This is a genomic window from Streptomyces diversicolor (assembly GCF_057537855.1).
In genome coordinates, this window is sequence record NZ_BAAJXA010000011.1 from 90,145 (window position 1) to 112,137 (window position 21,993).

20 protein-coding genes are annotated in these 21,993 nt (G+C 72.4%); 18 read left to right on the forward strand and 2 right to left on the reverse strand.

All coding sequences use genetic code 11. From position 1 onward, the window contains the following. Positions 1 to 25: 25 nt before the first annotated feature. From AC27LF_RS15230 to era, 18 genes are all read left to right on the forward strand, one after another. Complete coding sequence (locus AC27LF_RS15230; RefSeq protein ID WP_479660133.1) at positions 26 to 1,102, forward strand: nitronate monooxygenase; 1,077 nt, start codon at positions 26 to 28, stop codon at positions 1,100 to 1,102. After that, on the forward strand, positions 1,099 to 1,857 hold the full coding sequence (locus AC27LF_RS15235; RefSeq protein WP_479660132.1) for a 16S rRNA (uracil(1498)-N(3))-methyltransferase: 759 nt from the start codon (positions 1,099 to 1,101) through the stop codon (positions 1,855 to 1,857). Before AC27LF_RS15230 ends, AC27LF_RS15235 begins: the two co-directional genes overlap by 4 nt. A 710-nt stretch (positions 1,858 to 2,567) precedes the next feature. Continuing rightward, complete coding sequence (locus tag AC27LF_RS15240) at positions 2,568 to 3,131, forward strand: hypothetical protein (RefSeq protein ID WP_479660131.1); 564 nt, start codon at positions 2,568 to 2,570, stop codon at positions 3,129 to 3,131. Between the two features lie 45 nt (positions 3,132 to 3,176). Then, positions 3,177 to 6,446: a S41 family peptidase gene (locus tag AC27LF_RS15245; RefSeq protein WP_479660130.1), complete on the forward strand. Its 3,270-nt coding sequence runs from the start codon at positions 3,177 to 3,179 to the stop codon at positions 6,444 to 6,446. 493 nt (positions 6,447 to 6,939) lie between these two features. After that, positions 6,940 to 7,308, forward strand: a complete 369-nt coding sequence (locus AC27LF_RS15250; protein WP_479660129.1) for a histidine triad nucleotide-binding protein — start codon at positions 6,940 to 6,942, stop codon at positions 7,306 to 7,308. 6 nt (positions 7,309 to 7,314) lie between these two features. Continuing rightward, entirely contained in the window at positions 7,315 to 8,220 is a 906-nt protein-coding gene (locus AC27LF_RS15255; protein WP_479660128.1) for a ribonuclease Z, read from the forward strand. A gap of 20 nt (positions 8,221 to 8,240) precedes the next feature. Further along, positions 8,241 to 9,233, forward strand: coding sequence for an adenosine deaminase (locus AC27LF_RS15260; RefSeq protein ID WP_479660127.1), 993 nt, complete (start codon positions 8,241 to 8,243; stop codon positions 9,231 to 9,233). A gap of 138 nt (positions 9,234 to 9,371) precedes the next feature. Next, complete coding sequence (locus tag AC27LF_RS15265; RefSeq protein ID WP_479660126.1) at positions 9,372 to 10,667, forward strand: glucarate dehydratase family protein; 1,296 nt, start codon at positions 9,372 to 9,374, stop codon at positions 10,665 to 10,667. A gap of 341 nt (positions 10,668 to 11,008) precedes the next feature. Then, positions 11,009 to 12,133, forward strand: coding sequence for a carbohydrate kinase family protein (locus AC27LF_RS15270; RefSeq protein WP_479659009.1), 1,125 nt, complete (start codon positions 11,009 to 11,011; stop codon positions 12,131 to 12,133). Positions 12,134 to 12,990: 857 nt separating this feature from the next. Next, positions 12,991 to 14,067 (forward strand): PhoH family protein, encoded by a 1,077-nt coding sequence (locus AC27LF_RS15275; RefSeq protein ID WP_479658890.1) that lies wholly within the window; start codon positions 12,991 to 12,993, stop codon positions 14,065 to 14,067. A 12-nt stretch (positions 14,068 to 14,079) separates the two neighbouring features. Further along, positions 14,080 to 14,577 (forward strand): rRNA maturation RNase YbeY, encoded by a 498-nt coding sequence (gene ybeY / locus AC27LF_RS15280; RefSeq protein WP_404033318.1) that lies wholly within the window; start codon positions 14,080 to 14,082, stop codon positions 14,575 to 14,577. A 10-nt stretch (positions 14,578 to 14,587) separates the two neighbouring features. After that, complete coding sequence (locus AC27LF_RS15285) at positions 14,588 to 15,895, forward strand: hemolysin family protein (RefSeq protein WP_479658891.1); 1,308 nt, start codon at positions 14,588 to 14,590, stop codon at positions 15,893 to 15,895. Then, positions 15,892 to 16,251: an MmcQ/YjbR family DNA-binding protein gene (locus AC27LF_RS15290; protein ID WP_479658892.1), complete on the forward strand. Its 360-nt coding sequence runs from the start codon at positions 15,892 to 15,894 to the stop codon at positions 16,249 to 16,251. Before AC27LF_RS15285 ends, AC27LF_RS15290 begins: the two co-directional genes overlap by 4 nt. A 55-nt stretch (positions 16,252 to 16,306) precedes the next feature. Further along, entirely contained in the window at positions 16,307 to 16,660 is a 354-nt protein-coding gene (locus tag AC27LF_RS15295; RefSeq protein ID WP_479658893.1) for a cytidine deaminase, read from the forward strand. 298 nt (positions 16,661 to 16,958) lie between these two features. Beyond that, a complete protein-coding gene (locus AC27LF_RS15300) occupies positions 16,959 to 17,435 on the forward strand; it encodes a hypothetical protein (protein WP_479658894.1) in 477 nt (158 codons plus the stop codon). Positions 17,436 to 17,590: 155 nt separating this feature from the next. Further along, positions 17,591 to 18,919: a WxL domain-containing protein gene (locus tag AC27LF_RS15305; RefSeq protein WP_479658895.1), complete on the forward strand. Its 1,329-nt coding sequence runs from the start codon at positions 17,591 to 17,593 to the stop codon at positions 18,917 to 18,919. A gap of 90 nt (positions 18,920 to 19,009) precedes the next feature. Then, positions 19,010 to 19,981 (forward strand): DUF916 domain-containing protein, encoded by a 972-nt coding sequence (locus AC27LF_RS15310; protein ID WP_479658896.1) that lies wholly within the window; start codon positions 19,010 to 19,012, stop codon positions 19,979 to 19,981. An 89-nt stretch (positions 19,982 to 20,070) separates the two neighbouring features. Then, on the forward strand, positions 20,071 to 21,024 hold the full coding sequence (gene era, locus AC27LF_RS15315; protein WP_479658897.1) for a GTPase Era: 954 nt from the start codon (positions 20,071 to 20,073) through the stop codon (positions 21,022 to 21,024). Between the two features lie 27 nt (positions 21,025 to 21,051). Here the strand turns inward: era and AC27LF_RS15320 are convergent, their stop codons facing one another. Then, on the reverse strand, positions 21,052 to 21,387 hold the full coding sequence (locus AC27LF_RS15320) for a hypothetical protein (RefSeq protein WP_479662979.1): 336 nt from the start codon (positions 21,385 to 21,387) through the stop codon (positions 21,052 to 21,054). A gap of 36 nt (positions 21,388 to 21,423) precedes the next feature. Further along, a complete protein-coding gene (locus AC27LF_RS15325) occupies positions 21,424 to 21,978 on the reverse strand; it encodes a hypothetical protein (RefSeq protein WP_479658899.1) in 555 nt (184 codons plus the stop codon). Between the last annotated feature and the right edge of the window lie 15 nt (positions 21,979 to 21,993).

A 21,993-nucleotide genomic window follows, 5' to 3' on the forward strand; every position in this document is an offset into this window, starting at 1 on the left:
GCGCAGGACGTGACAACATGCGGTCATGTCATCCCCACTGACCGATCTCTGCCCACATCCGATCGTGCAGGCCCCCATGGCGGGCGGTGTCGCCGTCCCGCAGCTCGCCGCCGCCGTGTCCGAGGCGGGCGGGCTGGGGTTCCTCGCCGCCGGGTACAAGACCGCCGACGGCATGTATCAGGAGATCAAGCAGTTGCGGGGGCTGACCGGCCGCCCCTTCGGGGTGAACGTTTTCCTGCCGCAGCCGGAACATGCCGACGCGGCGGCCGTCGAGGTGTACGCGCACCAACTGGCCGGCGAGACCGGCTGGTACGGGGCCGAACTCGGCGACCCGGACAGCGGCCGGGACGACGGCTACGAGGCCAAGCTGGCCGTGCTGCTCGACAACCCCGTGCCGGTGGTGTCGTTCCACTTCGGCGTCCCGAGCCGGGAGGCCATCGACTCGCTGCGCCGGGCCGGCACCTTCACCCTGGTCACCGCGACCACCGCGGAGGAGGCCCTGGCCGTCGAGCGGGCCGGCGCCGACGCGGTGATCGCCCAGGGCATCGAGGCCGGCGGCCACCAGGGCACCCACCGCGACATCCCGGAGAACGACGGCTCCGGCCTCGGGCTGCTCGCCCTCGTCGCGCAGGTCCGCGAGACCGTGGGCATCCCGATCGTCGCCGCCGGCGGCATCATGCGCGGCAGCCAGATCGCCGCGGTCCTCGCGGCCGGCGCGGACGCCGCCCAGCTGGGCACCGCGTTCCTCGCCACCCCCGAGTCCGGCGCGTCCGCCCTGCACAAGCAGGCCCTGACCAACCCCCTGTTCGTCCGTACGGAGCTGACCCGGGCGTTCTCCGGCCGGCCGGCCCGCGGCCTGGTCAACCGGTTCCTGCGCGAGCACGGCCCGTACGCCCCCGCCGCCTACCCGGAGGTCCACCACCTGACCTCGCCGCTGCGCAAGGCCGCCGCCAAGGCCGGTGACGCGCAGGGCATGGCGCTGTGGGCGGGCCAGGGGCACCGGATGGCCCGTGACCTGCCCGCCGGGCAGCTCGTGCGCACCCTGGCGGCCGAACTCGACGCGGCCAGGACGGCGCTGTCGGCCGGGGGCGACACGCGATGACGGCGCCGGTGTTCGTCGTCGACTCACTGGACGAAGTGGGCGGGTCCGGCGGGGAGTTCGTGCTCGACGGGCCGGAGGGCCGGCACGCGGTGTCCGTGAAGCGGCTGCGGCCCGGCGAGGACGTCGTGCTCACCGACGGACGCGGGCGCTGGACCGAGGGCGTGGTCAAGGCCACCGAGGGCAAGGACCGCCTCGTCCTCATGGACCTGGAGAGCGTGGTCGAGGAGCCCGTGGAGCAGCCCCGGATCACCGTCGTCCAGGCGCTGCCCAAGGGCGACCGGGGCGAGCTGGCCGTGGAGATGATGACCGAGGTCGGCGTCGACGCCGTCGTGCCCTGGCAGGCGGCCCGCTGCATCACCCAGTGGAAGGGCGACCGGGGCGCGAAGGCGCTCGCCAAGTGGCGCGCCACCGCCCGCGAGGCCGGCAAGCAGTCCCGCCGGGTGCGCTTCCCGGAGATCGCGGACGCGGCCACCACCCGGCAGGTCGCCGCGCTGCTCGCCGACGCCGACCTCGCGGTCGTGCTGCACGAGGACCGCGACCTGGGCAGCGAGCCGCTGGCCACCGCCGAACTCCCCGCCGAGGGCGACATCGTGCTGGTCGTGGGGCCCGAAGGCGGCATCTCGCCCGAGGAGTTGGCGCTCTTCGCCGAGGCGGGCGCGCGGCCGTACGTCCTCGGACGCACGGTGCTGCGCACATCGACCGCCGGAACCGCCGCCGCATCCGCCCTCCTGTCCCACACCACCCGCTGGACCTGACGCCCCGCCGACCCCTTCCGGGACCGGGCTCCCACGAACAGCCTCCGGGCCGCGCTCGCCACTGGCCGACAACCCACCGGCCGCCCCCCCCGGGCGGGGCTCGCGCGAAGAGCCGCCGGGCCTCACCGGCCGCTGGTTCCTACGGCCGTCGGTCCCTTCCCGGGCCGGGCTGGCGCGAAGAGTTGGCAGGGTTGCATCGGGCTCTGGTCGACGGACCGTCGGCCGTCTCCCGGGTGTGGCTCACGCAAACAGGTGCCGGACCGCGCCGGCCGCTGGTCCTGACACCTCGCCGGCCCCTTCCCGGACCGGGCTCCCACGAATAGCCTTCGGGCCGCGCTCGCCACTGGCCGACAGCCCACCGGCTGCCTCCCGGGCGGGGCTCGCGCGAAGAGCCGCCGGGCCTCACCGGCCGCTGGTTCCTACGGCCGTCGGTCCCTTCCCGGGCCGGGCTGGCGCGAAGAGTTGGCAGGGCCGCCCCCGGGCATCGATCGACGGCCCGTCAGCCGGCTCATGGGAGGGGCTCATGCCAACCGTTGCCGGACCGTACCGGTCGCTGGTCCTGACGTCCGTCGGCGTCTCTCCGGGTGGGCTCGCAGAGGAGTTCGCGAGCCGTACCGGTCGTCGGCCCGTCCGCGGGGCCGCTCACACGTACAGGTGACTGGCCGGTTGTGGTCTGTCGCGGTGGGCGGGGCGGTGGCAGTCTGCCCTTCATGGGGGTATTCAGGTGGATTCGGCCCCGGCCCCGCGGGGCGCGGCTGACGGCCGTTGCGGGGCTCGCGGTGCTGGCCGTGGGCGGCGCGGTGGCCTGCGAGCCGGGCGGCCTGAACACCGCGACCGTCGCGTACACCACCGACAGGACCGCGACGGCACGGCTCGAACGGCAGCACGTCGACGTGAGCTGGCTCAGCTGCACCGGCGGCGACGGCGGCACGGCGACCGGCCGGCCGCCCTCGTCCACCGCGAGCACGATCATCTCCGTCGACTGCCGGGGCCGCACCGAGGACGGGAAGGACATCACCGTCAAGGGCCGTGTCACCAAGGCCGTCGACGGCGCCTGCGTCCGCGGCGACCTGCTCGCCACGGTGGACGGCAAGGAGCGGTTCCACGTCAACGGCCTGGGTGACTGCGACGCCACCCCCGGGCCGGCCTACACCCCGCCCGCCAGCTACCGGCCCCCGAGCGTGCCGCGGCCCGCCCCCACCGTCACGGTGACCGTCACCCGCACCCTGTGGTGCCAGACGGACCCCTCCTGCCGTCCCGTCGCGGGCAAGTGATCCGAACCGGGTCCATCCGCGGCCCGCGCTGCATAGGGTGATCGGGTGACTGAGTCCACATCGACGGGCGCGGTGAGCGCGGCGGGTTCGGCCGGCCTCCCCCGAGCCTCTTCGTATCTGCGATTTCCCCATCTGCGCGGCGATCTGGTCGCCTTCACCGCCGAGGACGACGTCTGGCTCGCCCCCCTGGACGGCGGCCGGGCCTGGCGGCTCAGCGCGGACAACGTGCCGGTGACCCAGCCGCGCATCTCGCCCGACGGCACCGCCGTCGCCTGGACCTCCACCCGCGACGGCGCCCCCGAGGTGCATGTCGCCTCGGTCGACGGCGGACCCGCGCGGCGCCTGACGTACTGGGGGAGCTGGCGCACCCAGGTGCGCGGCTGGACCCCGGACGGCCGGGTCCTCGCGCTCAGCACACACGGCCAGCCCAGCCTGCGCCGCAGCTGGGCACGGGCCGTGCCGCTCGACGGCGGACCCGCGACCACCCTGCCGTACGGGCCCGTCGGCGACGTGGCGTTCGGGCCGCGCACCGTGCTGCTGTCCGCGACGATGGGCCGGGAGGCCGCCTGGTGGAAGCGCTACCGGGGCGGTACGGCGGGCAAGTTGTGGATCGACGGTAACGCCCCCGACGCGGCGGACGACGCGCAGGGCACCGGGGAGTTCGTCCGGCTGCACGAGGAGCTGGACGGCAACATCGAGTGCCCGATGTGGGTGGGGGACCGGATCGCTTTCCTCTCCGACCACGAGGGCACCGGAGCCCTGTACTCCTCCCTCGCCGACGGTTCCGAACTGCGCCGGCACACCCCGCTCGACGGCTTCTACGCCCGGCACGCCGCCTCCGACGGCAGCCGGGTCGTCTACTCCAGCGCCGGCGAACTGTGGCTCCTCGACGACCTGGACGGCGCGCAGCCGCTCCGCCTCGACCTGCGCCTTGGCGGTCCGGGCCTGGACCTCCAGCCCTACCCGCTGAACGCGGCCCGCTGGTTCGGGGCCGCGTCCCCCGACCACACCGCGCGCGGCAGCGCGGTCTGTGTGCGCGGTGCCGTGCACTGGGTCACCCACCGCTCCGGCCCCAGCCGCGCCCTCGCCGCGCAGTCCGGCGTGCGGGCCCGGCTGCCGCGCACCTTCCGCGCGGACGGCGAGGAGTGGGTGGTGTGGGTGACCGACGCCGAGGGCGAGGACGCCCTGGAGTTCGCCCCCGCGACCGGCACCGTGCCCGGCGCCGTGCCCCGCCGGCTCGCTGCGGGACAGCTGGGCCGGGTCCTGGAGCTGGCCATGGCACCCGACGGCAGCCGGGCCGCCGTCGCCGCGCACGACGGCCGGCTGCTGCTCGTCGAACGGGAGACCGGCGAGGTGCGCGAGGTCGACCGCAGCGCGGACGGCGACGTGTCCGGGCTCGCCTTCTCGCCCGACTCGGCCTGGCTCGCCTGGTCACACCCCGGCCCGCACCCGCTGTGCCAGCTCCGGCTCGCCCACACCACCGATCTGTCGGTCACCGAGGCGACCCCGCTGCGCTTCCAGGACTACGCGCCCGCCTTCACCCTCGACGGCAAACACCTCGCCTTCCTGTCCAACCGGTCCTTCGACCCGGTGTACGACGAGCACGTCCTCGACCTGGCCTTCGTGGTCGGCGACCGCCCGCACCTGATCACGCTGGCCGCGACCACGCCGTCCCCGTTCGGACCGCAGCGGCACGGGCGGCCGTTCGAGACCCCCGACCGGGAGGAGACACCCGACAGCGAGGGCACCCCCGCGACCCGTATCGACCTGGAGGGCCTGGCCGACCGGATCGTCCCGTTCCCCGTCGAGGCCGCCCGCTACTCCAACCTGCGCGCCGCGAAGGACGGCGTGCTGTGGCTGCGCCACCCGGTGCGCGGCGTCCTCGGCGCGTCCCGGGCCACGCCCGACGACCCGGACCCCAAGACCGAGCTGGAGCGCTACGACCTCGTCCAGCAGCGCATCGAGCACCTGGCCGTCGACGCCGACCACTTCGAGGTCAGCGGCGACGGCAAACGCGTCCTGCTGCGCACCGACGAGCGCCTGAGGGTGGTGCCCAGCGACCGGCGGGCCGCCCATGACGACGACGGCGACACCAGCCTCACCGTCGACCTCGCCCGGGTCCGGCAGACCGTGGACCCGGTCGCCGAGTGGCGGCAGATGTACGACGAGGCCGGACGGATCATGCGCGACCAGTTCTGGCGGCCCGACCTGGGCGGGGTCGACTGGGCGGGCGTCCTCGACCGCTACCGCCCCGTCCTCGCCCGGGTCGCCACCCACGACGACCTGGTCGACCTGCTGTGGGAGGTGCAGGGCGAACTCGGCGCCTCGCACGCCTATGTGATACCCCGCGGCGGCTACGGCTCCGGCGCCCGCCAGGGCCTGCTCGGCGCCGACATCTCCCGGCACCCGGACGGCGGTTGGCGTATCGACCGGATCCTGCCCGCGGAGACCTCCGACCCCCGCGCCCGCTCCCCGCTGGCCGCGCCCGGCGCCGCGGTGCGCGCCGGGGACGCGATCGTCGCGGTCGGCGGCCGGCCGGTCGACCCGGTGAGCGGCCCCGGCCCGCTGCTCGTCGGTACGGCCGGGCAGCCGGTCGAGCTGACCGTCTCGCCGGCCGGCGGCGGCGATCTGCGGCACACCGTCGTCGTTCCGCTCGACGACGAGGAGCCGCTGCGCTACCACGCCTGGGTCGCCGACCGGCGGGCGTACGTCCATGAGCGCTCCGGCGGCCGGCTCGGCTATCTGCACGTGCCGGACATGCAGGCGCCGGGCTGGGCGCAGATCCACCGCGACCTGCGGATCGAGGTGGCCCGCGAGGGGCTGGTCGTGGACGTACGGGAGAACCGGGGCGGGCACACCTCGCAGCTCGTCGTGGAGAAGCTGGCCCGGCGGATCGTCGGCTGGGACGTGCCGCGCGGCATGCGGCCGCTCAGCTATCCGCTGGACGCGCCCCGCGGGCCCGTGGTGGCCGTCGCCAACGAGTTCTCCGGCTCCGACGGCGACATCGTCAACGCGGCGATCAAGGCGCTCGGCATCGGGCCGGTGGTCGGCACCCGCACCTGGGGCGGCGTCATCGGCATCGACAACCGCTACCACCTGGTCGACGGCACCCGGATCACCCAGCCCAAGTACGCGTTCTGGCTGGAGGGTTACGGGTGGGGCGTGGAGAACCACGGGGTGGACCCGGACGTGGAGGTGGTGCACCGGCCCCAGGACTGGGCGGCCGGGCGCGATCCCCAACTGGACGAGGCGGTGGCCCTGGCCTTGGCCGCGCTGGAGTCCAACCCCGCCAAGGTTCCACCGACCTTGCCGTGACCCTTCGGGGATGTGCCGTTCTTTGAGTGCGGGTTCGTTCTTTGGGTGCGGGTTTGTTGTGGCTGGTTGCGCAGTTCCCCGCGCCCCCCTTCGGGGACATCCGTCGTCTTTTGGGTGCGGGTTCGTTGTGGTTGGTCGCGCAGTTCCCCGCGCCCCCCTTCGGGGACATCCGTCGTCTTTTGGGTGCGGGTTTGTTGTGGCTGGTTGCGCAGTTCCCCGCGCCCCCCTTCGGGGACATCCGTCGTCTTTTGGGTGCGGGTTTGTTGTGGCTGGTTGCGCAGTTCCCCGCGCCCCCCTTCGGGGACATCCGCCGTCTTTTGGGTGCGGGTTTGTTGTGGCTGATCGCGCAGTTCCCCGCGCCCCTTGGGGGGTCAGCCGTCGTCTTTTGGGTGCGGGTTGGTTGCGGTTCCTCGGGTTTCTTTGGGGCGCGGTTGTGGGGGGTGGTCTCGCTACCATGCTGGCGTACGCGATCATCCGGTGTCAGGAGGCACACATGGCAGGGGAGCGAGCGGACGGTGCGCCGCAGGACGACTGTCTGTTCTGCAAGATCGTCGCGGGACAGATCCCGGCGACGATCGTCCGGGAGACCACGACCACGGTCGCCTTCCGGGACATCAACCCCCAGGCGCCCACCCATGTCCTGGTGATCCCCAAGGCGCACTACCGCGACGCGGCCGTCCTGGCCACCGCCGCCCCGTCGCTCGCCGCGGACGTGCTGCGCGAGGCCCAGGCCGTCGCCGACGAGGACAAGCTGGAGAGCTACCGCATCGTCTTCAACACCGGCAGCGGCGCCGGGCAGACGGTCTGGCACGCCCACGCGCACATCCTCGGCGGTCGCGGCTTGCAGTGGCCCCCCGGATAGGGCGCCATGTCCGTCCGTGAACTGGTGGTGCTCGGCACCGCGAGCCAGGTGCCCACCCGGCACCGCAACCACAACGGCTACCTGCTGCGCTGGGACGGCGAGGGGATCCTGTTCGACCCCGGCGAGGGCACCCAGCGCCAGATGCTGCGGGCCGGGGTCGCCGCCCACGACCTGAACCGGATCTGCGTCACACACTTCCACGGGGACCACTCGCTGGGCCTGGCCGGCGTGATCCAGCGGATCAACCTGGACCGGGTGCCGCACCAGGTCACCGCCCACTACCCGCGCTCCGGACAGCGCTTCTTCGACCGGCTGCGGTACGCCACCGCCTACCGCGAGACCGTCGCGCTCACCGAGGCGCCGGTGGACCGCGACGGCACCCTCGCGGTGACCCCCGCCTACACCCTGGAGGCGCGCGGGCTGTCGCACCCGGTGGAGTCGTACGGCTACCGTCTGATCGAGCCCGACGGGCGCCGCATGCTGCCGGAACGGCTGGCCGCGCACGGCATCGCCGGGCCGGACATCGGGCGGTTGCAGCGCGAGGGCGTCCTGCGGGGTGTGTCGCTCGACGAGGTCAGCGAGGCGCGCCGCGGGCAGCGCTTCGGGTTCGTCATGGACACCCGGCTGTGCGAGGGGGTGCACGCGCTCGCCGAGGGCTGCGATCTGCTCGTCATCGAGTCCACGTTCCTTGACGAGGACACCGAACTGGCCACGGAGTACGGCCATCTGACCGCAGGTCAGGCCGCCCGCGCGGCGCGGGACGCCGGCGTGCGGCACCTGGTGCTCACCCACTTCAGCCAGCGCTACCCGGGCTCGGAGGAGTTCGAGCGGCAGGCGCGGGCCGCGGGCTTCGAGGGCGAGCTGACGGTGGCGCACGACCTGCTGAGGGTGCCGTTTCCGAAGCGCAGGTGAAACGGCCGTACGATGCTTTGATGCCCATCCCCAAAGCCGAACTGCACCTCCATATCGAAGGCACCCTGGAGCCCGAGCTGGCGTTCCGGCTGGCCGAGCGCAACGGCGTGCAACTCCCGTACGCGGACACCGAGGAACTGCGTACGGCGTACCGGTTCGAGGACCTGCGGTCCTTCCTCGACCTGTACTACGAACTCATGGCCGTGCTGCGCACCGAGCGTGACTTCGCGGACCTCGCCGACGCCTATCTGGCCCGCGCCGCAGCCCAGGGCGTGCGGCACGCGGAGGTCTTCTTCGACCCGCAGGCACACCTCGCCCGGGGAGTGGCGATGGACACGGTCGTCGAGGGGCTGTGGCGTGCGCTCGGCAGCAGCGAGCAGAACCACGGCGTCTCCACCCGGCTGATCATGTGCTTCCTGCGGGACGAGTCCGCCGAGTCGGCGCTGCGCACCCTGGAGGCGGCCCGGCCGCACCTCGACCGGATCACCGGTGTCGGCCTGGACTCGGCCGAGGCCGGGCATCCGCCGGTGAAGTTCCGCGAGGTGTACGAGGCCGCCGCGGCGCTCGGGCTGCGGCGGGTGGCGCACGCCGGCGAGGAGGGGCCGCCGGAGTACATCGCCGAGGCGCTGGACGTGCTCGGTGCCGAGCGCGTCGACCACGGGCTGCGCTGCCTGGAGGACCCGGCGCTGGTCGAACGGCTGGTGCGGGAACGCGTCCCGCTGACCGTGTGCCCGCTGTCCAACGTGCGGCTGCGCGCGGTGCACACCCTGACGGAGCACCCGCTGCCCGCGATGCTGGACGCCGGGCTGATGTGCACGCTCAACTCCGACGATCCGGCCTACTTCGGCGGCTACGTCGGCGACACCTTCGACGCGGTGCGTGAGGCGCTTGACCTGACCGAGGACCGGCTGCGCGAGCTGGCCCGCAACTCCTTCCTGGCGTCGTTCCTGGAGGACGACGAGGAGCGCCGCGCGAGGTACTTGGCGGAGGTGGACGCGTACACCTTCGCGTAGCGGTTTTCCACAGCGGGGTCTGGGTGGGGCTGGGGGCGGCAGCGTGACGGCCACGATCCAGCATCCTCTCGGGACCGTTGACGCCTGTGGTTCACCTCCATAACCTCTGTCTTCATATATGGATGAGGGTGCCGCCCTGTGACCCGTGACCTGACCATCACCGACGTACGGCTGACCCCGATCCTGGTCGCCGACCCGCCGCTGCTGAACACGCAGGGCGTGCACCAGCCCTACACGCCCCGTCTGATCATCGAGGTGCTGACCGCGGACGGCGTCACGGGCATCGGCGAGACGTACGGGGACACCAAGTACCTGGAGCTGGCCCGGCCGTTCGCCGAGCGGCTGACAGGACGTCAGGTGTCCGACCTCAACGGCCTGTTCACGGTCGCCGACGAGATCGCCGTGGACTCGTCCCGGGTCAGCCACGCCGTCGACGTCGGCGGGCTGCGCGGCGTGCAGAGCGCCGACAAGCTGCGGCTGTCCATCGTCTCCGGGTTCGAGGTCGCCTGCCTCGACGCCCTCGGCAAGGCGCTCGGCCTGCCCGTGCACGCGCTGCTCGGCGGCAAGGTGCGCGACGCCGTCGAGTACAGCGCGTACCTCTTCTACAAGTGGGCCGGCCATCCCGAGGGTGTGGCCTGCGAACGGGACGACTGGGGTGCCGCCCTCGACCCGGCCGGGATCGTCGCACAGGCACGCCTGTTCAAGGAGCGGTACGGCTTCACCTCCTTCAAGCTCAAGGGCGGCGTCTTCCCGCCCGACGAGGAGACGGCCGCCGTCCGCGCGCTGGCCCGGGCCTTCCCCGGGCACCCGCTGCGGCTCGACCCCAACGGCGCCTGGTCCGTGGCGACCTCGCTGAAGGTGGCGAAGGAACTCGCCGACGTCCTCGAATACCTGGAGGACCCCACCCTCGGCACGCCCGCGATGGCCGAGGTCGCCGCGGGCACCCCCGTCCCGCTGGCCACCAACATGTGCGTGACGACGTTCGCCGAGATCCAGGAAGCCTTCACCACGGGCGCCGTCCAGGTGGTGCTCTCCGACCACCACTACTGGGGCGGGCTGCGCAACACCCAGCAACTGGCCGCCGTCTGCCGCGCCTTCGGTGTCGGCGTCTCCATGCACTCCAACACCCACCTGGGGATCAGCCTGGCCGCCATGACCCACGTGGCGGCCACCGTCCCGGGCCTCCACCACGCCTGCGACTCCCACTACCCCTGGCAGTCGGAGGACGTCCTCACCGAACGCCTCACCTTCACCGGCGGCAAGGTCGCCGTCTCGGACGCGCCCGGCCTCGGCATCGCACTCGACCGGGACCGCCTGGAGTTCCTGCACCGCCGCTGGGCCGCCGACGACGGCACGCTCAGGGATCGCGACGACGCGGCCGCGATGCGAGCCGCCCACCCCCAGTGGACCACCCCCACCACCCCCCGCTGGTAACACCCCACCTGCCAACACGGGGCAGGGCAGCGCGCCCCGTAGGGGGCGCGGGGAACGGCGCGCTCAACCACAACGCACCCGCACCCAACGAACCAGGCCGGCCACCCCGCTCCAGGCACGGTCCGCCTGTCGACACGGGGCAGGTCAGCGCGCCCGCAGGGGGCGCGGGGAACTGCGCGATCAGCCACAACGCACCCGCACTCAACGGACCCCGCACCGGGCATGGCCCGCACGCCGACACGGGGCTGAGCAGCGTGCCACCCCCCACCCCAGCGGAGCGCAAGGCACACTGGCCTGATCCGCACCACGTCAGGGAGCGCACCGTGACCGCGTCTCACACGATTGCCGGAGAGGAACCGGAGCACCTCACCCAGCCCCAGCACGGCCAGGTCAACGTCGACCCGCTGGCCGTCCTGCGCGCCCCCGGCGACCCACCCTGGGACGTCTACCTGACGGGCACCGTCTTCCTGGACATCATCTTCACCGGCCTCGACGCGGCCCCCGTGCGCGGAACGGAGTCCTGGGCGCGCGGCATGGGATCGAGCCCCGGCGGGGTCGCCAACATGGCCACGGCCCTGGCCCGGCTCGGCCTGCGCACCTCCCTCGCCGCGGCGTTCGGCGACGACCACTACGGCGAGTACTGCTGGGACGCCCTCGCCCAGGGCGAGGGCATCGATCTGTCCGCGTCGCGCACCGTACCCGGCTGGCACTCCCCGGTGACCGTCTCGATGGCGTACGACGACGAGCGCACGATGGTCTCCCACGGGCACGAACCGCCGCCCGAGGAACCCGCACCGGACTGCCCGCCACGCGCGCGTGCCGCGGTCGCGTCGCTGACGCCGGGCGCGCCCGCCCCCTGGATCGCCCAGGCCGCCCGCGAGGGCACCCGCGTCTTCGCGGACGTCGGCTGGGACGACACGGGCGCCTGGGACCTGTCCGGGCTGACCGATCTGGAGCACTGCGAGGCGTTCCTGCCGAACGCCGAGGAGGCGATGCGCTACACCGGCGCCCGCTGCCCCCGGTCGGCGGCGCACGCGCTGACCGAACACGTACCGCTCGCCGTGGTCACGCTCGGTGCGGAGGGCGCGTACGCGGTGGACCGGCGGACCGAGGAGACCGCGGAGGTTCCCGCGATCGCCGTGGAGGCCCTTGATCCGACGGGTGCCGGCGATGTCTTCGTGGCGGGCTTCGTCACCGGCACCCTGGCGGGCTGGCCGCTGGCCGACCGGCTGGCCTTCGCTGGGCTCACCGCGGCGCTGTCCGTCCAGGAGTTCGGCGGGTCCCTGTCGGCGCCCGGCTGGTCGGAGATCGGATCGTGGTGGCGCAGGGTGCAGTCGGTCGACGGCCAGGACCCGACGGCGCTGCGCCGGTACGCGTTCCTGGAGCGCCTGGTACCGGAGGAACCCGCACGGTCGTGGCCCCGCCGCCGAGCGGTCCCCACCATCGGCTTCCGCCGCTCGACCTGACCCCCGCCGCACCCGGTCTACCGGGGGCCGGCCGACAACAGCTCGGCGCCCGAGAACCGCCCACGGCCCCGGGACACCGAGGAGAACCGGGCGAGAGCCGCCGCCGCACCGCCGTGAGGCGGCAGTCCCAGCCCACGACGGGCAGCGGCGGGCGAGCACGTCGGCCGCGCACAGCGCGGTGACGGCGCCGACGGGTCTCGGACCGGGGCCAGCCCACCCCGGCGCCAAGCGCCGCCCTGCCCGCCCGCACAGCGTCGAGGCGGCTGGATCGCGGGCCATGGCCTCGCCCCGAGGAACCGCGAGACCGTTCCTGTCCCGGCCTGTGGGCCCGTCCGGGAGGCTTCCGCACCGGTCCGGTCCACTGGGGGCGGCGGCCCGCCCCTGGGCTGTCGCAGGCGAAGCCGTTCCGGGCTGTCCCGAGCCCGGCCTGCGCCTTGTGCCCGGTCTCTCCCCGGGCCCGTCGGCGCCCTGTGTCAGGGCTCCCGAACCGGGTCGGCCTCCGTCCTGTGCCCAGGCTCTCCCGAGCCCGGCCGACGTCCTTGCGTCGACTCTCGCCGAGTCCGTCCCGCGCGGACCGACCCGGACCCGCCCTGTCCCGGGACCCTTCCCCGGGTCCGGTCGTCGCGGGGGAACCGAGTCGCTCACCCGTTCGGAGTAGACCGGTGGGCGTCCTGGGGCCGCGGGGCGAGGGCGGTTCGGGGGAGCCGGGGCGGGGTGGGTTCGGGCGGCAGGCATGTGGTGCGTGGGCGAAAAGCCCTACGGTGTTGTCGGTGCACCGTCGTACTCTTGGAAGCGCGAGGCCGCCCTCAGCTACGCGGCCGTGAAGAGGAGGAACCGCAGGCCTTAAGCGCCGGCCCATGACTCAGACACCCACAGCTCACACCCCCGCGCAGGAGCAGGCGAGAGCACAGTTCACGGTCCCCGCCCAGCACCCGATGGTCACCGTGCTGGGTTCCGGCGACTCCCTCCTGCGCGTGATCGAGACGGCCTTCCCGGCGGCCGACATCCACGTCCGGGGCAATGAGATCAGCGCGGTCGGCGACCCCGGTGAAGTCGCCCTCATCCAGCGCGTGTTCGACGAGATGATGCTGGTGCTCCGCACCGGGCAGCCGATGACGGAGGACGCAGTGGAACGCTCGATCGCCATGCTCAAGGCGAGCGAGAACGGGGAGAGCGACGGCCAGGAGACCCCGGCCCAGGTGCTGACGCAGAACATCCTGTCCTCGCGCGGCCGCACGATCCGCCCCAAGACGCTCAACCAGAAGCGCTACGTCGACGCGATCGACAAGCACACGATCGTCTTCGGCATCGGCCCCGCCGGCACCGGCAAGACCTACCTCGCCATGGCCAAGGCGGTGCAGGCCCTGCAGTCCAAGCAGGTCAACCGCATCATCCTGACCCGCCCCGCGGTCGAGGCAGGCGAACGCCTCGGCTTCCTGCCGGGCACGCTCTACGAGAAGATCGACCCCTACCTGCGCCCGCTCTACGACGCCCTGCACGACATGATCGACCCGGACTCGATCCCCCGCCTGATGGCGGCCGGCACCATCGAGGTCGCCCCGCTGGCCTACATGCGTGGAAGGACTCTCAACGACGCCTTCATCATCCTGGACGAGGCGCAGAACACCAGCCCCGAGCAGATGAAGATGTTCCTCACCCGGCTCGGCTTCGATTCGAAGATCGTGATCACGGGCGATGTGACCCAGGTCGACCTGCCGGACGGCACCAAGTCCGGTCTGCGCCAGGTGCAGGACATCCTGGACGGCGTGGAGGACGTCCACTTCTCCCGGCTGTCCTCCCGCGATGTGGTACGGCACAAGCTGGTGGGCCGTATCGTCGACGCGTACGAGAAGTACGACAGCAGGCACGGCACCGAGAACGGCACCCACAAGGGCGCCCGCGGCAAGGCCGGCCACGCGCACAAGGGGAAGTAGACCAGCACGAGCATGTCGATCGACGTCAACAACGAATCCGGCACCGAGGTAGACGAGCAGGCGATCCTCGACATCGCCCGCTACGCGCTCGCGCGGATGCGCATCCACCCGCTCTCCGAGCTCTCGGTGATCGTCGTGGACGCCGACGCCATGGAGCAGCTGCACATCCAGTGGATGGACCTCACGGGCCCGACCGATGTCATGTCCTTCCCGATGGACGAGCTGCGGCCGCCCGCCAAGGACGACGACGAGCCCCCGCAGGGACTCCTCGGCGACATCGTGCTGTGCCCGGAGGTCGCCGCGAAGCAGGGGGCCGAGGCCCCGACGCAGCACTCCATGGACGAGGAGCTTCAGTTGCTCACCGTCCACGGGGTGCTGCACCTGCTCGGCTACGACCACGAGGAGGCCGACGAGCGGGCCGAGATGTTCGGCCTGCAGGCGGCCATCGTGGACGGCTGGCGCGCGGAGAAGGGCCTGGCCGGCCCGTCCCCGGCGCCCACGGTCTCGTAAGCGGGTCCGCATGAGTCCGCAGATCGTTCTCGGCGCGATCGCGCTGATCGTCGTCGCCTGGCTCGCCGCCTGCGCGGAGGCGGGTCTCGCGCGCGTCTCCAGCTTCCGCGCCGAGGAGGCGGTGAAGTCCGGCCGCCGCGGCAGCGCCAAGCTGGCCCAGGTCGCCGCCGACCCCACCCGCTACCTCAACGTCGCGCTGCTGGTCCGCGTCGCCTGCGAGATGGCGGCGGCGGCGCTGGTCACCTACGCCTGCCTGGAGGAGTTCCCCGGCTCCACCGCCGAGGCGCTGCTCATCGCGATGGCCGTCATGGTCCTCGTGTCGTACGTCGCCGTCGGCGTCTCGCCGCGCACCATCGGCCGGCAGCACCCCCTCAACACGGCCACCGCGGCGGCGTATGTGCTGGTGCCGCTGGCCCGGGTGATGGGCCCGATCCCGTCGCTGCTCATCCTCATCGGCAACGCCCTCACCCCGGGCAAGGGCTTCCGCCGCGGCCCGTTCGCCTCCGAGGCGGAGCTGCGCGCGCTGGTCGACCTGGCCGAGCAGGAATCGCTCATCGAGGACGAGGAGCGCCGCATGGTGCACTCGGTCTTCGAACTGGGCGACACCCTGGTGCGGGAGGTCATGGTCCCGCGGACCGACCTGATCGTCATCGAGCGCTACAAGACGATCCGCCAGGCCCTGACCCTGGCCCTCAGGTCCGGTTTCTCGCGTATCCCGGTCACCGGGGAGAGCGAGGACGACATCGTCGGGATCGTGTATCTGAAGGACCTGGTCCGCAAGACGCACATCAGCCGTGACGCGGAGAACGACGTGGTGTCGACGGCCATGCGGCCCGCCGTGTTCGTGCCCGACACGAAGAACGCGGGGGACCTGCTGCGCGAGATGCAGAAGGAACGCAACCACGTCGCGGTCGTCATCGACGAGTACGGCGGCACGGCCGGCATCGTCACCATCGAGGACATCCTGGAGGAGATCGTCGGGGAGATCACCGACGAGTACGACCGTGAGCTGCCGCCCGTGGAGGAGCTGGGCGACGACCGCTACCGGGTCACCGCCCGCCTCGACATCACCGACCTCGGCGAGCTGTACGGGCTTGAGGAGTACGACGACGAGGACGTGGAGACCGTCGGCGGGCTGCTCGCCAAGGCGCTGGGCCGGGTGCCGATCGCGGGTGCCACATCGGTCGTGGAGCTGCCGGACGGCCGGGAGCTGCGGCTGACGGCGGAGGCCGCGGCCGGACGCCGGAACAAGATCGTGACGGTGCTGGTGGAGCCGGTCGCCGCGGTCGGGGCGCCCGTCGAGAAGGATGCCGAGTGACGCCGCAGGAGCTGCGTGACGTCTGCCTGTCCTTCAACGCGAGCGTGGAGGACTTCCCGTTCAACCCCGAGACCTCCGTCTTCAAGGTGCTGGGCAAGCTGTTCGCGCTGACCAACCTGGGTGCCACGCCGCTGACGGTGAACCTCAAGTGCGATCCGGAGGACGCGGTGCGGCTGCGCGGCGAGCATCCGGGCCTGATCGTCCCGGGCTGGCACATGAACAAGCGGCACTGGAACACCGTCACGGTCGACGGGGAACTCCCGGACCGTCTGGTCCACGAGCTGATCGAGGACTCGTACGACCTGGTCGTCGCGGGACTGCCGCGCGCCGAACGGCTCCGCCTGGACCGCCCCTGACGCCGTTCGCCGCCCGGGGGCGGCCGGGTGCGCGGGGCTTCGTATGCTCGGGGGCATGACCGACAGCAACGGGCTCGACCCCGAGGACCGCAAGATCGTCACCCTGGCCCGTTCCGCACGGGCCCGCAACGGCGTGCCCGAGGGCGCGGCGGTACGGGACGAGACCGGGCGCACCTATGTCGCCGGGACCGTCGCACTCGACTCCCTGCGGCTCAGCGCGCTGCGGACGGCCGTGGCGATGGCGGTGGCGTCCGGGGCGAAGTCCCTTGAGGCGGCGGCTGTGGTGACCGACGCGGAGGGTGTGGCCGCGGAGGACTTGGCCGCCGTACGGGATCTCGGTGGCGCGGGCACGCCGGTGCTGGTGGCTGGCGCCGACGGTGAACTCCGACTGACCCTGTCCGCCGACTGAACCCCCGCGGCGCGCCGTCGTTCACTGCGGGTGCGTTGTGGCTGGTCGCGCAGTTCCCCGCGCCCCTTGCGGGGCGCGGTTTGTCCGGTAGGTGCTTGTGGCCTGGGAATCGGCTGGAAATTTGCCTTGTCGGGGTCTGGGCCTTGCGTGTCAATGGAAGCGCGAGTTCCGACGGACCGTCAGTTTCAGCCCCCGGCAGGGTGTCCGCACCCACCTGGTCCGGGGGTGTCCGTCGGGGCGTACCTCCCGTCCATCCCCACATGGCATTCCCACACATCGGGAAGGGAGCCGGATTCCCATGAGAGGCAAGCGAACAGCAACCGGTGCGGCACTGGCGGTCGGGGCCCTCGCGGTCACCGGGCTGGCCTTCGCGCCCGCAGCCCTGGCCGTCACCCCGCAGACGGCGACGATCACCGCCGACTGCGGGATCTTCGGCGGCGGCGCGGCCACGCTCACCGCCACCCAGAACGGCACCTCGGCCACCTTGACCCTCAAGTCCACCGCGGTCACCGCACCGCTGGCGCTGTCGGCGGACTCGATCACCTCCAAGCTCACGATGGTCAAGGCGGGCGGCGGCAGCACCGTCTTCAGCGGTAAGAAGAACCCCGCCATGGCCGCCGGTGACCCGGTCACCGTCGGCCCGCTCAACGGCACCGTGGCCTCCGGCGACAGCCTGGAGGCGCACGGCGGCTCACTGCAGATGACGATCTTCGGCATCACCATCACCTGTACGGCGACCGGCAACCAGTCGCCGGGCCCGTTCGTGTTCAACTGACCGGGAGCCGGTCCGACGCACGGCCGCGGCAGGGAAGCTGATGCTCCGTCAGTTTTCCTGCCGCATCTCCATTGACTTCTCACGCGGCCTCCACATCAATGGCCCCCTGTCGGCGCAGCCGAGCCGCTGCGCCCGCAACCCTCAGGAGGGGGCCCATGGGTTCGACACTCCGAAGATCCACCCGGTGGCGCTGGGCGGCCCTGCTCGGCGCGACCGCGCTCGCGGTCACCGCGGGCGGCGCCCTGGCCTGCCCGGCCGGCGCCACGGGCAGCGACGTGGACTTCGCCACCCACTGCATCCCGCCCGCGATCGCGGGCCTGCCGCCCATCGACGGCACCACCACCGCGAACATCTCGGTGGACGACGCAAGCCCCAAGGTCGGCGACACCGTCACCGTGACCTACACGGTGGTCACGGCCGCCGCGGGCAACCCCACCGACCTCGCGCTGCCGGCCGACATCATGACCCCGACCGGGAAGGTCACCCTCGGCGGCGCGCAGAGCGGCAGCATCACGGTGGCGGGGCCGAAGAAGAACCCGCCGGTGCCGGGGAGGGGCGCCTTCCCGTCGTTCTCCATGACCGGGACGTTCACCGTCACCACGCCCGGTGCGATCACCCTCGCACCCGGCGACTACAACATCCACACCAGCTACATCCTCGAACTGGACACCCCCTGCACGGTCACCAACCCGCCCGCCCCGGTGTCCCAGACCATCACGGCGACCACCGGCACCCCCACCAACTCCCGTGCCATCTCCCTGAGTTCGGCATCGGGCAAGCCGGGTGACCGGGTCACCGTGAGCGGCAGCGACTTCACACCGGGCGCGCGCGTCACCCTGGCCGGGCGGTCCGGGGCCGCACAGACCGCGGACACGGCGACCGCGACCGCCGACGCCCGGGGTTCCTTCAGCGGTTCCCTCGTCGTCAACGACCCGGCCACCACCGGGATCGTGGCCTACGAGGGCGACGCGTGGAACGCCGACCTGGGTGCCGGACCCGCGGCCTACGTCGTCGACGACACCACGCCCGTCCCCGACGGCAGCCAGAAGCTGACCACCACCGTCAAGGCGGGCACCCTGTCCATGTCCCAGGCCGGGGACTCCGTCGCGCTGTCGGCGGTCGAGTTCGGCCGGGGCGGCGCCGCCACGGGCGAGCTGCGGACGGTGACCGTCAAGGACTTCCGCGGCGGACCCGCCGGCTGGTCCCTGACCGGCAAGGTCACCGACTTCACCGGCCCCGGCGGCCGGATCGACGCGGGGAAGCTGAGCTGGCGTCCCGCCTGCGCGACGAAGCCGGGCAGCCCGAGCACCTGCGGGGCCGGTTCGGCGGGCCCGGTGGGCGCTTCCGGGGCCACGCTGGCCCAGGCCCCGGACGGCACGCTGACCGGCGGTGAGTTCACCGTCGACGCCGGGCTGTCCCTGGACGTGCCGGCGTTCACGCCTCCGGGCGGCTACTCCGGCGTGCTCACGCTCACCCTCACCTGACCGTGCCCGACTCCGGCGGCCGGGCGCCCGCCCGCACGGGGGCCGCACCCGCCCGACCGCCACGACCTACGCCCGTGGGGGTCCGCACCCATGCGCAAGCCGTACGCCCTCCTGCTGAGCCTGTGCTGGCTGCTCCTCGGCCTCGCGGTCACGCCCGCGCGGGCCGCCGACAACGGCAGCTGGTCCGTCCACCCCGTCTCCTCGCGTGTCGCCGCACGGCCGTACTTCCTTCTCTCCGCCGACCCCGGTCAGCACATCGCGGACAAGGTGGTCGTCGCCAACAAGACCGCCGAGCCCCGCACCTTCCGGCTGTACGCGGCCGACGCCTACAACACCGCACGGGACGGCGGCTTCGCCGTGCGGTCGCCCGGCGAGCGGATGCGGGGGATCGGCGCGTGGGCGCGGCCCGCGAGGTCCCGGATCACCGTTCCCGGTCACGGCACCGTCACGGTGCCCTTCACCCTGCGGGTGCCTGCCGACGCCGAACCGGGCGACCACCCCGGCGCGCTCGTGGCGATCGACGAGCGGATCGAGCCCGGCGTCGGTTCGGTTGCGCTCGGCGTGCGCCGGGCCGTCGGCGCCCGGGTCTATCTGCGGGTGAGCGGGCCCGCGCTGCCCGCGCTGGCTGTCGAGCGGGTCCGTATCAGCCATCACCAGCCGCTCGTTCCCGGCCTCGGCGACAGCACCGCGGTCATCTCCTACACCCTGCACAACACCGGCAACGTCACCCTTGATCCGCGGGTGGAACTCGGGATACGGGGGCTGTTCGGCCGTACGCTGCTGAGCCGCCACCTGACCGGGCTCCCCGCGGAACTGCTGCCCGGGCAGCGCGTCCGGCTCACCGCGCCGTGGCGCGACGCGCCCCAACTCGACTGGGGCAAGGTCACGTTGACGGCACACGCCACCGGTACACGGCAGTCGGCGAGCGCCCCGTTCCTGGCGCTTCCCTGGCTGGTGCTGACGCTGGCTGCCGCCGCGGCCGCCACCGGCGTGACCCTGCTGATCCGGGCACGGACCCGCGCACACCGCCGGCCCGCGCCCGCGCCTGCCCGTGCGGGGTGACGGTTCGGTGACCCACCGTTACGTGGGCAGGTGCCGGTGCCCGCCGCGGGCGGTACGGGCCGGGTTCGGGATCAGGGACAATGGGCGGCATGAGCGTTCGTACCCAGTCATCCGAGCAGTCGGCCGAGGCCGTACACCGTGCCGGCTTCGCCTGCTTCGTGGGCCGCCCCAACGCGGGCAAGTCCACCCTCACGAACGCGCTGGTCGGGCAGAAGGTGGCGATCACCTCGAACCGGCCGCAGACCACCCGGCACACGGTACGGGGCATCGTGCACCGCCCCGAGGCCCAGCTGATCCTGGTCGACACCCCCGGCCTGCACAAGCCGCGCACCCTGCTGGGGGAGCGGCTGAACGATGTGGTGCGCACCACGTGGGCCGAGGTGGACGTGATCGGCTTCTGCCTGCCCGCGGACCAGAGGATCGGCCCCGGCGACCGCTTCATCGCGAAGGAGCTGGCCGGGATCAAGAAGACGCCGAAGGTCGCCGTCGTCACCAAGACCGACCTGGTGGACTCCAAGGCACTCGCCGAGCAGCTGATCGCCGTCGACGCGCTGGGCAAGGAGCTGGGCATCGAGTGGGCGGAGATCGTCCCGGTGTCGGCGGTCGGCGACAGGCAGGTGGAACTCCTCGCCGATCTGCTGATCCCGATGCTGCCCGAGGGGCCCGCGCTGTATCCCGAGGGCGACCTCACGGACGAGCCCGAGCAGGTCATGGTGGCCGAGCTGATCCGCGAGGCCGCGCTGGAGGGGGTACGGGACGAGTTGCCGCACTCCATCGCCGTGGTCGTCGAGGAGATGCTGCCGCGCGAGGACCGGCCCGCGGACCGGCCGCTGCTGGACATCCACGCCAACCTCTACATCGAACGCTCCAGCCAGAAGGGCATCGTCATCGGCCCCAAGGGCAAGCGCCTGAAGGACGTCGGCATCAAGTCCCGCAAGCAGATCGAGGCGCTGCTGGGCACGCCGGTGTTCTTGGACCTGCATGTAAAGGTGGCGAAGGACTGGCAACGCGACCCAAAACAACTCCGCAAACTAGGCTTCTGACCAAGAGGCCCCACCCGAGGACCGGGCTCACTCCTCAAGCGTCCAGAAGGGCGAGTCCTTCGGTGGTGCGGGGCGGACCCGGAGGCGGGCGAAGTCGATGTCGGCGTCCGCGACTGCGTCGCCGACGGGAAGGCGGCCCTTTTCGTCCGGGTAGTAGTACACCCCGTAGGCCCAGAATTCGGGGAACTCATGTCCCATGAGGCCCTGCTCAAGGGGGCTCATTTCTTTGCCCGCATAACGTTCATTGAGCCTGGCCACGGCCTCCGCGCGAGAGATGCCGCATCTCTCCACGAGCACATCCGCCATGTCGCGGAAGTACTCGACCATGCCGTCATCGAGGTCCATAACGAATTCTCCGGTCATGCTGTGGGAGGCCCTACTCGTGTCCGTGGCTGCCCGTCATCGACTCGGCCGCTCCGTCCTGGCCCTGTGCGGGGCGGGTTCGGTGGCGATGGCGTGCTGGACCTGCCATCGGGTCTCCTCCCAGCGGGCCTCGCGTGCGGCCTGCCGCCGGTTCTCGCCCTCGTCCGGGATCTGCTCGGCGTACCAGCGGCCGATCTCCGTCTGGCTCTCGCGTGCGATGTCCTGAACGGTGATCAAGGAGCTGCGCAGCATGTGAGCACGGGCCTCCTCCATCATTCGCTGACAGCCGACCCGCACGGCCTGCATCGCCAGTCCGGCTCCCAAGGCCAGAAGGTGCCGGTTGCCCTCCCATCGCTCGGCGGTCTTGTAGAGCCGTTCGTGGGCCTTGAGCAACCGAGGGCCGGCCACGCCGAGATCGATCGCTTCGTGGGCGGCCGCGAAGTACTCACGGCACGCGTCCCGTACGGGCCCCTCGATCCGCTCCTGGAGGGTGTCGAGAACATGCTGCGCGAAGTCCAGCGCCAGATGTGCCGCACGATTCCGGTCGACCTGATCCAGCAGCTCGCTGAGTAGTTCGGGGAGTACGATCACGTCAATTCCTGCCCC

Coding starts and splice junctions, on each gene's coding strand:
- AC27LF_RS15230 (WP_479660133.1), top strand. CDS start 26: ATGTCATCCCCACTGACCGATCTCTGCCCACATCCGATCGTGCAGGCC.
- AC27LF_RS15235 (WP_479660132.1), top strand. CDS start 1,099: ATGACGGCGCCGGTGTTCGTCGTCGACTCACTGGACGAAGTGGGCGGG.
- AC27LF_RS15255 (WP_479660128.1), top strand. CDS start 7,315: ATGTCCGTCCGTGAACTGGTGGTGCTCGGCACCGCGAGCCAGGTGCCC.
- AC27LF_RS15285 (WP_479658891.1), top strand. CDS start 14,588: ATGAGTCCGCAGATCGTTCTCGGCGCGATCGCGCTGATCGTCGTCGCC.
- AC27LF_RS15250 (WP_479660129.1), top strand. CDS start 6,940: ATGGCAGGGGAGCGAGCGGACGGTGCGCCGCAGGACGACTGTCTGTTC.
- AC27LF_RS15300 (WP_479658894.1), top strand. CDS start 16,959: ATGAGAGGCAAGCGAACAGCAACCGGTGCGGCACTGGCGGTCGGGGCC.
- AC27LF_RS15240 (WP_479660131.1), top strand. CDS start 2,568: ATGGGGGTATTCAGGTGGATTCGGCCCCGGCCCCGCGGGGCGCGGCTG.
- AC27LF_RS15305 (WP_479658895.1), top strand. CDS start 17,591: ATGGGTTCGACACTCCGAAGATCCACCCGGTGGCGCTGGGCGGCCCTG.
- AC27LF_RS15275 (WP_479658890.1), top strand. CDS start 12,991: ATGACTCAGACACCCACAGCTCACACCCCCGCGCAGGAGCAGGCGAGA.
- AC27LF_RS15295 (WP_479658893.1), top strand. CDS start 16,307: ATGACCGACAGCAACGGGCTCGACCCCGAGGACCGCAAGATCGTCACC.
- AC27LF_RS15320 (WP_479662979.1), bottom strand. CDS start 21,387: ATGACCGGAGAATTCGTTATGGACCTCGATGACGGCATGGTCGAGTAC.
- ybeY (WP_404033318.1), top strand. CDS start 14,080: ATGTCGATCGACGTCAACAACGAATCCGGCACCGAGGTAGACGAGCAG.
- AC27LF_RS15260 (WP_479660127.1), top strand. CDS start 8,241: ATGCCCATCCCCAAAGCCGAACTGCACCTCCATATCGAAGGCACCCTG.
- era (WP_479658897.1), top strand. CDS start 20,071: ATGAGCGTTCGTACCCAGTCATCCGAGCAGTCGGCCGAGGCCGTACAC.
- AC27LF_RS15310 (WP_479658896.1), top strand. CDS start 19,010: ATGCGCAAGCCGTACGCCCTCCTGCTGAGCCTGTGCTGGCTGCTCCTC.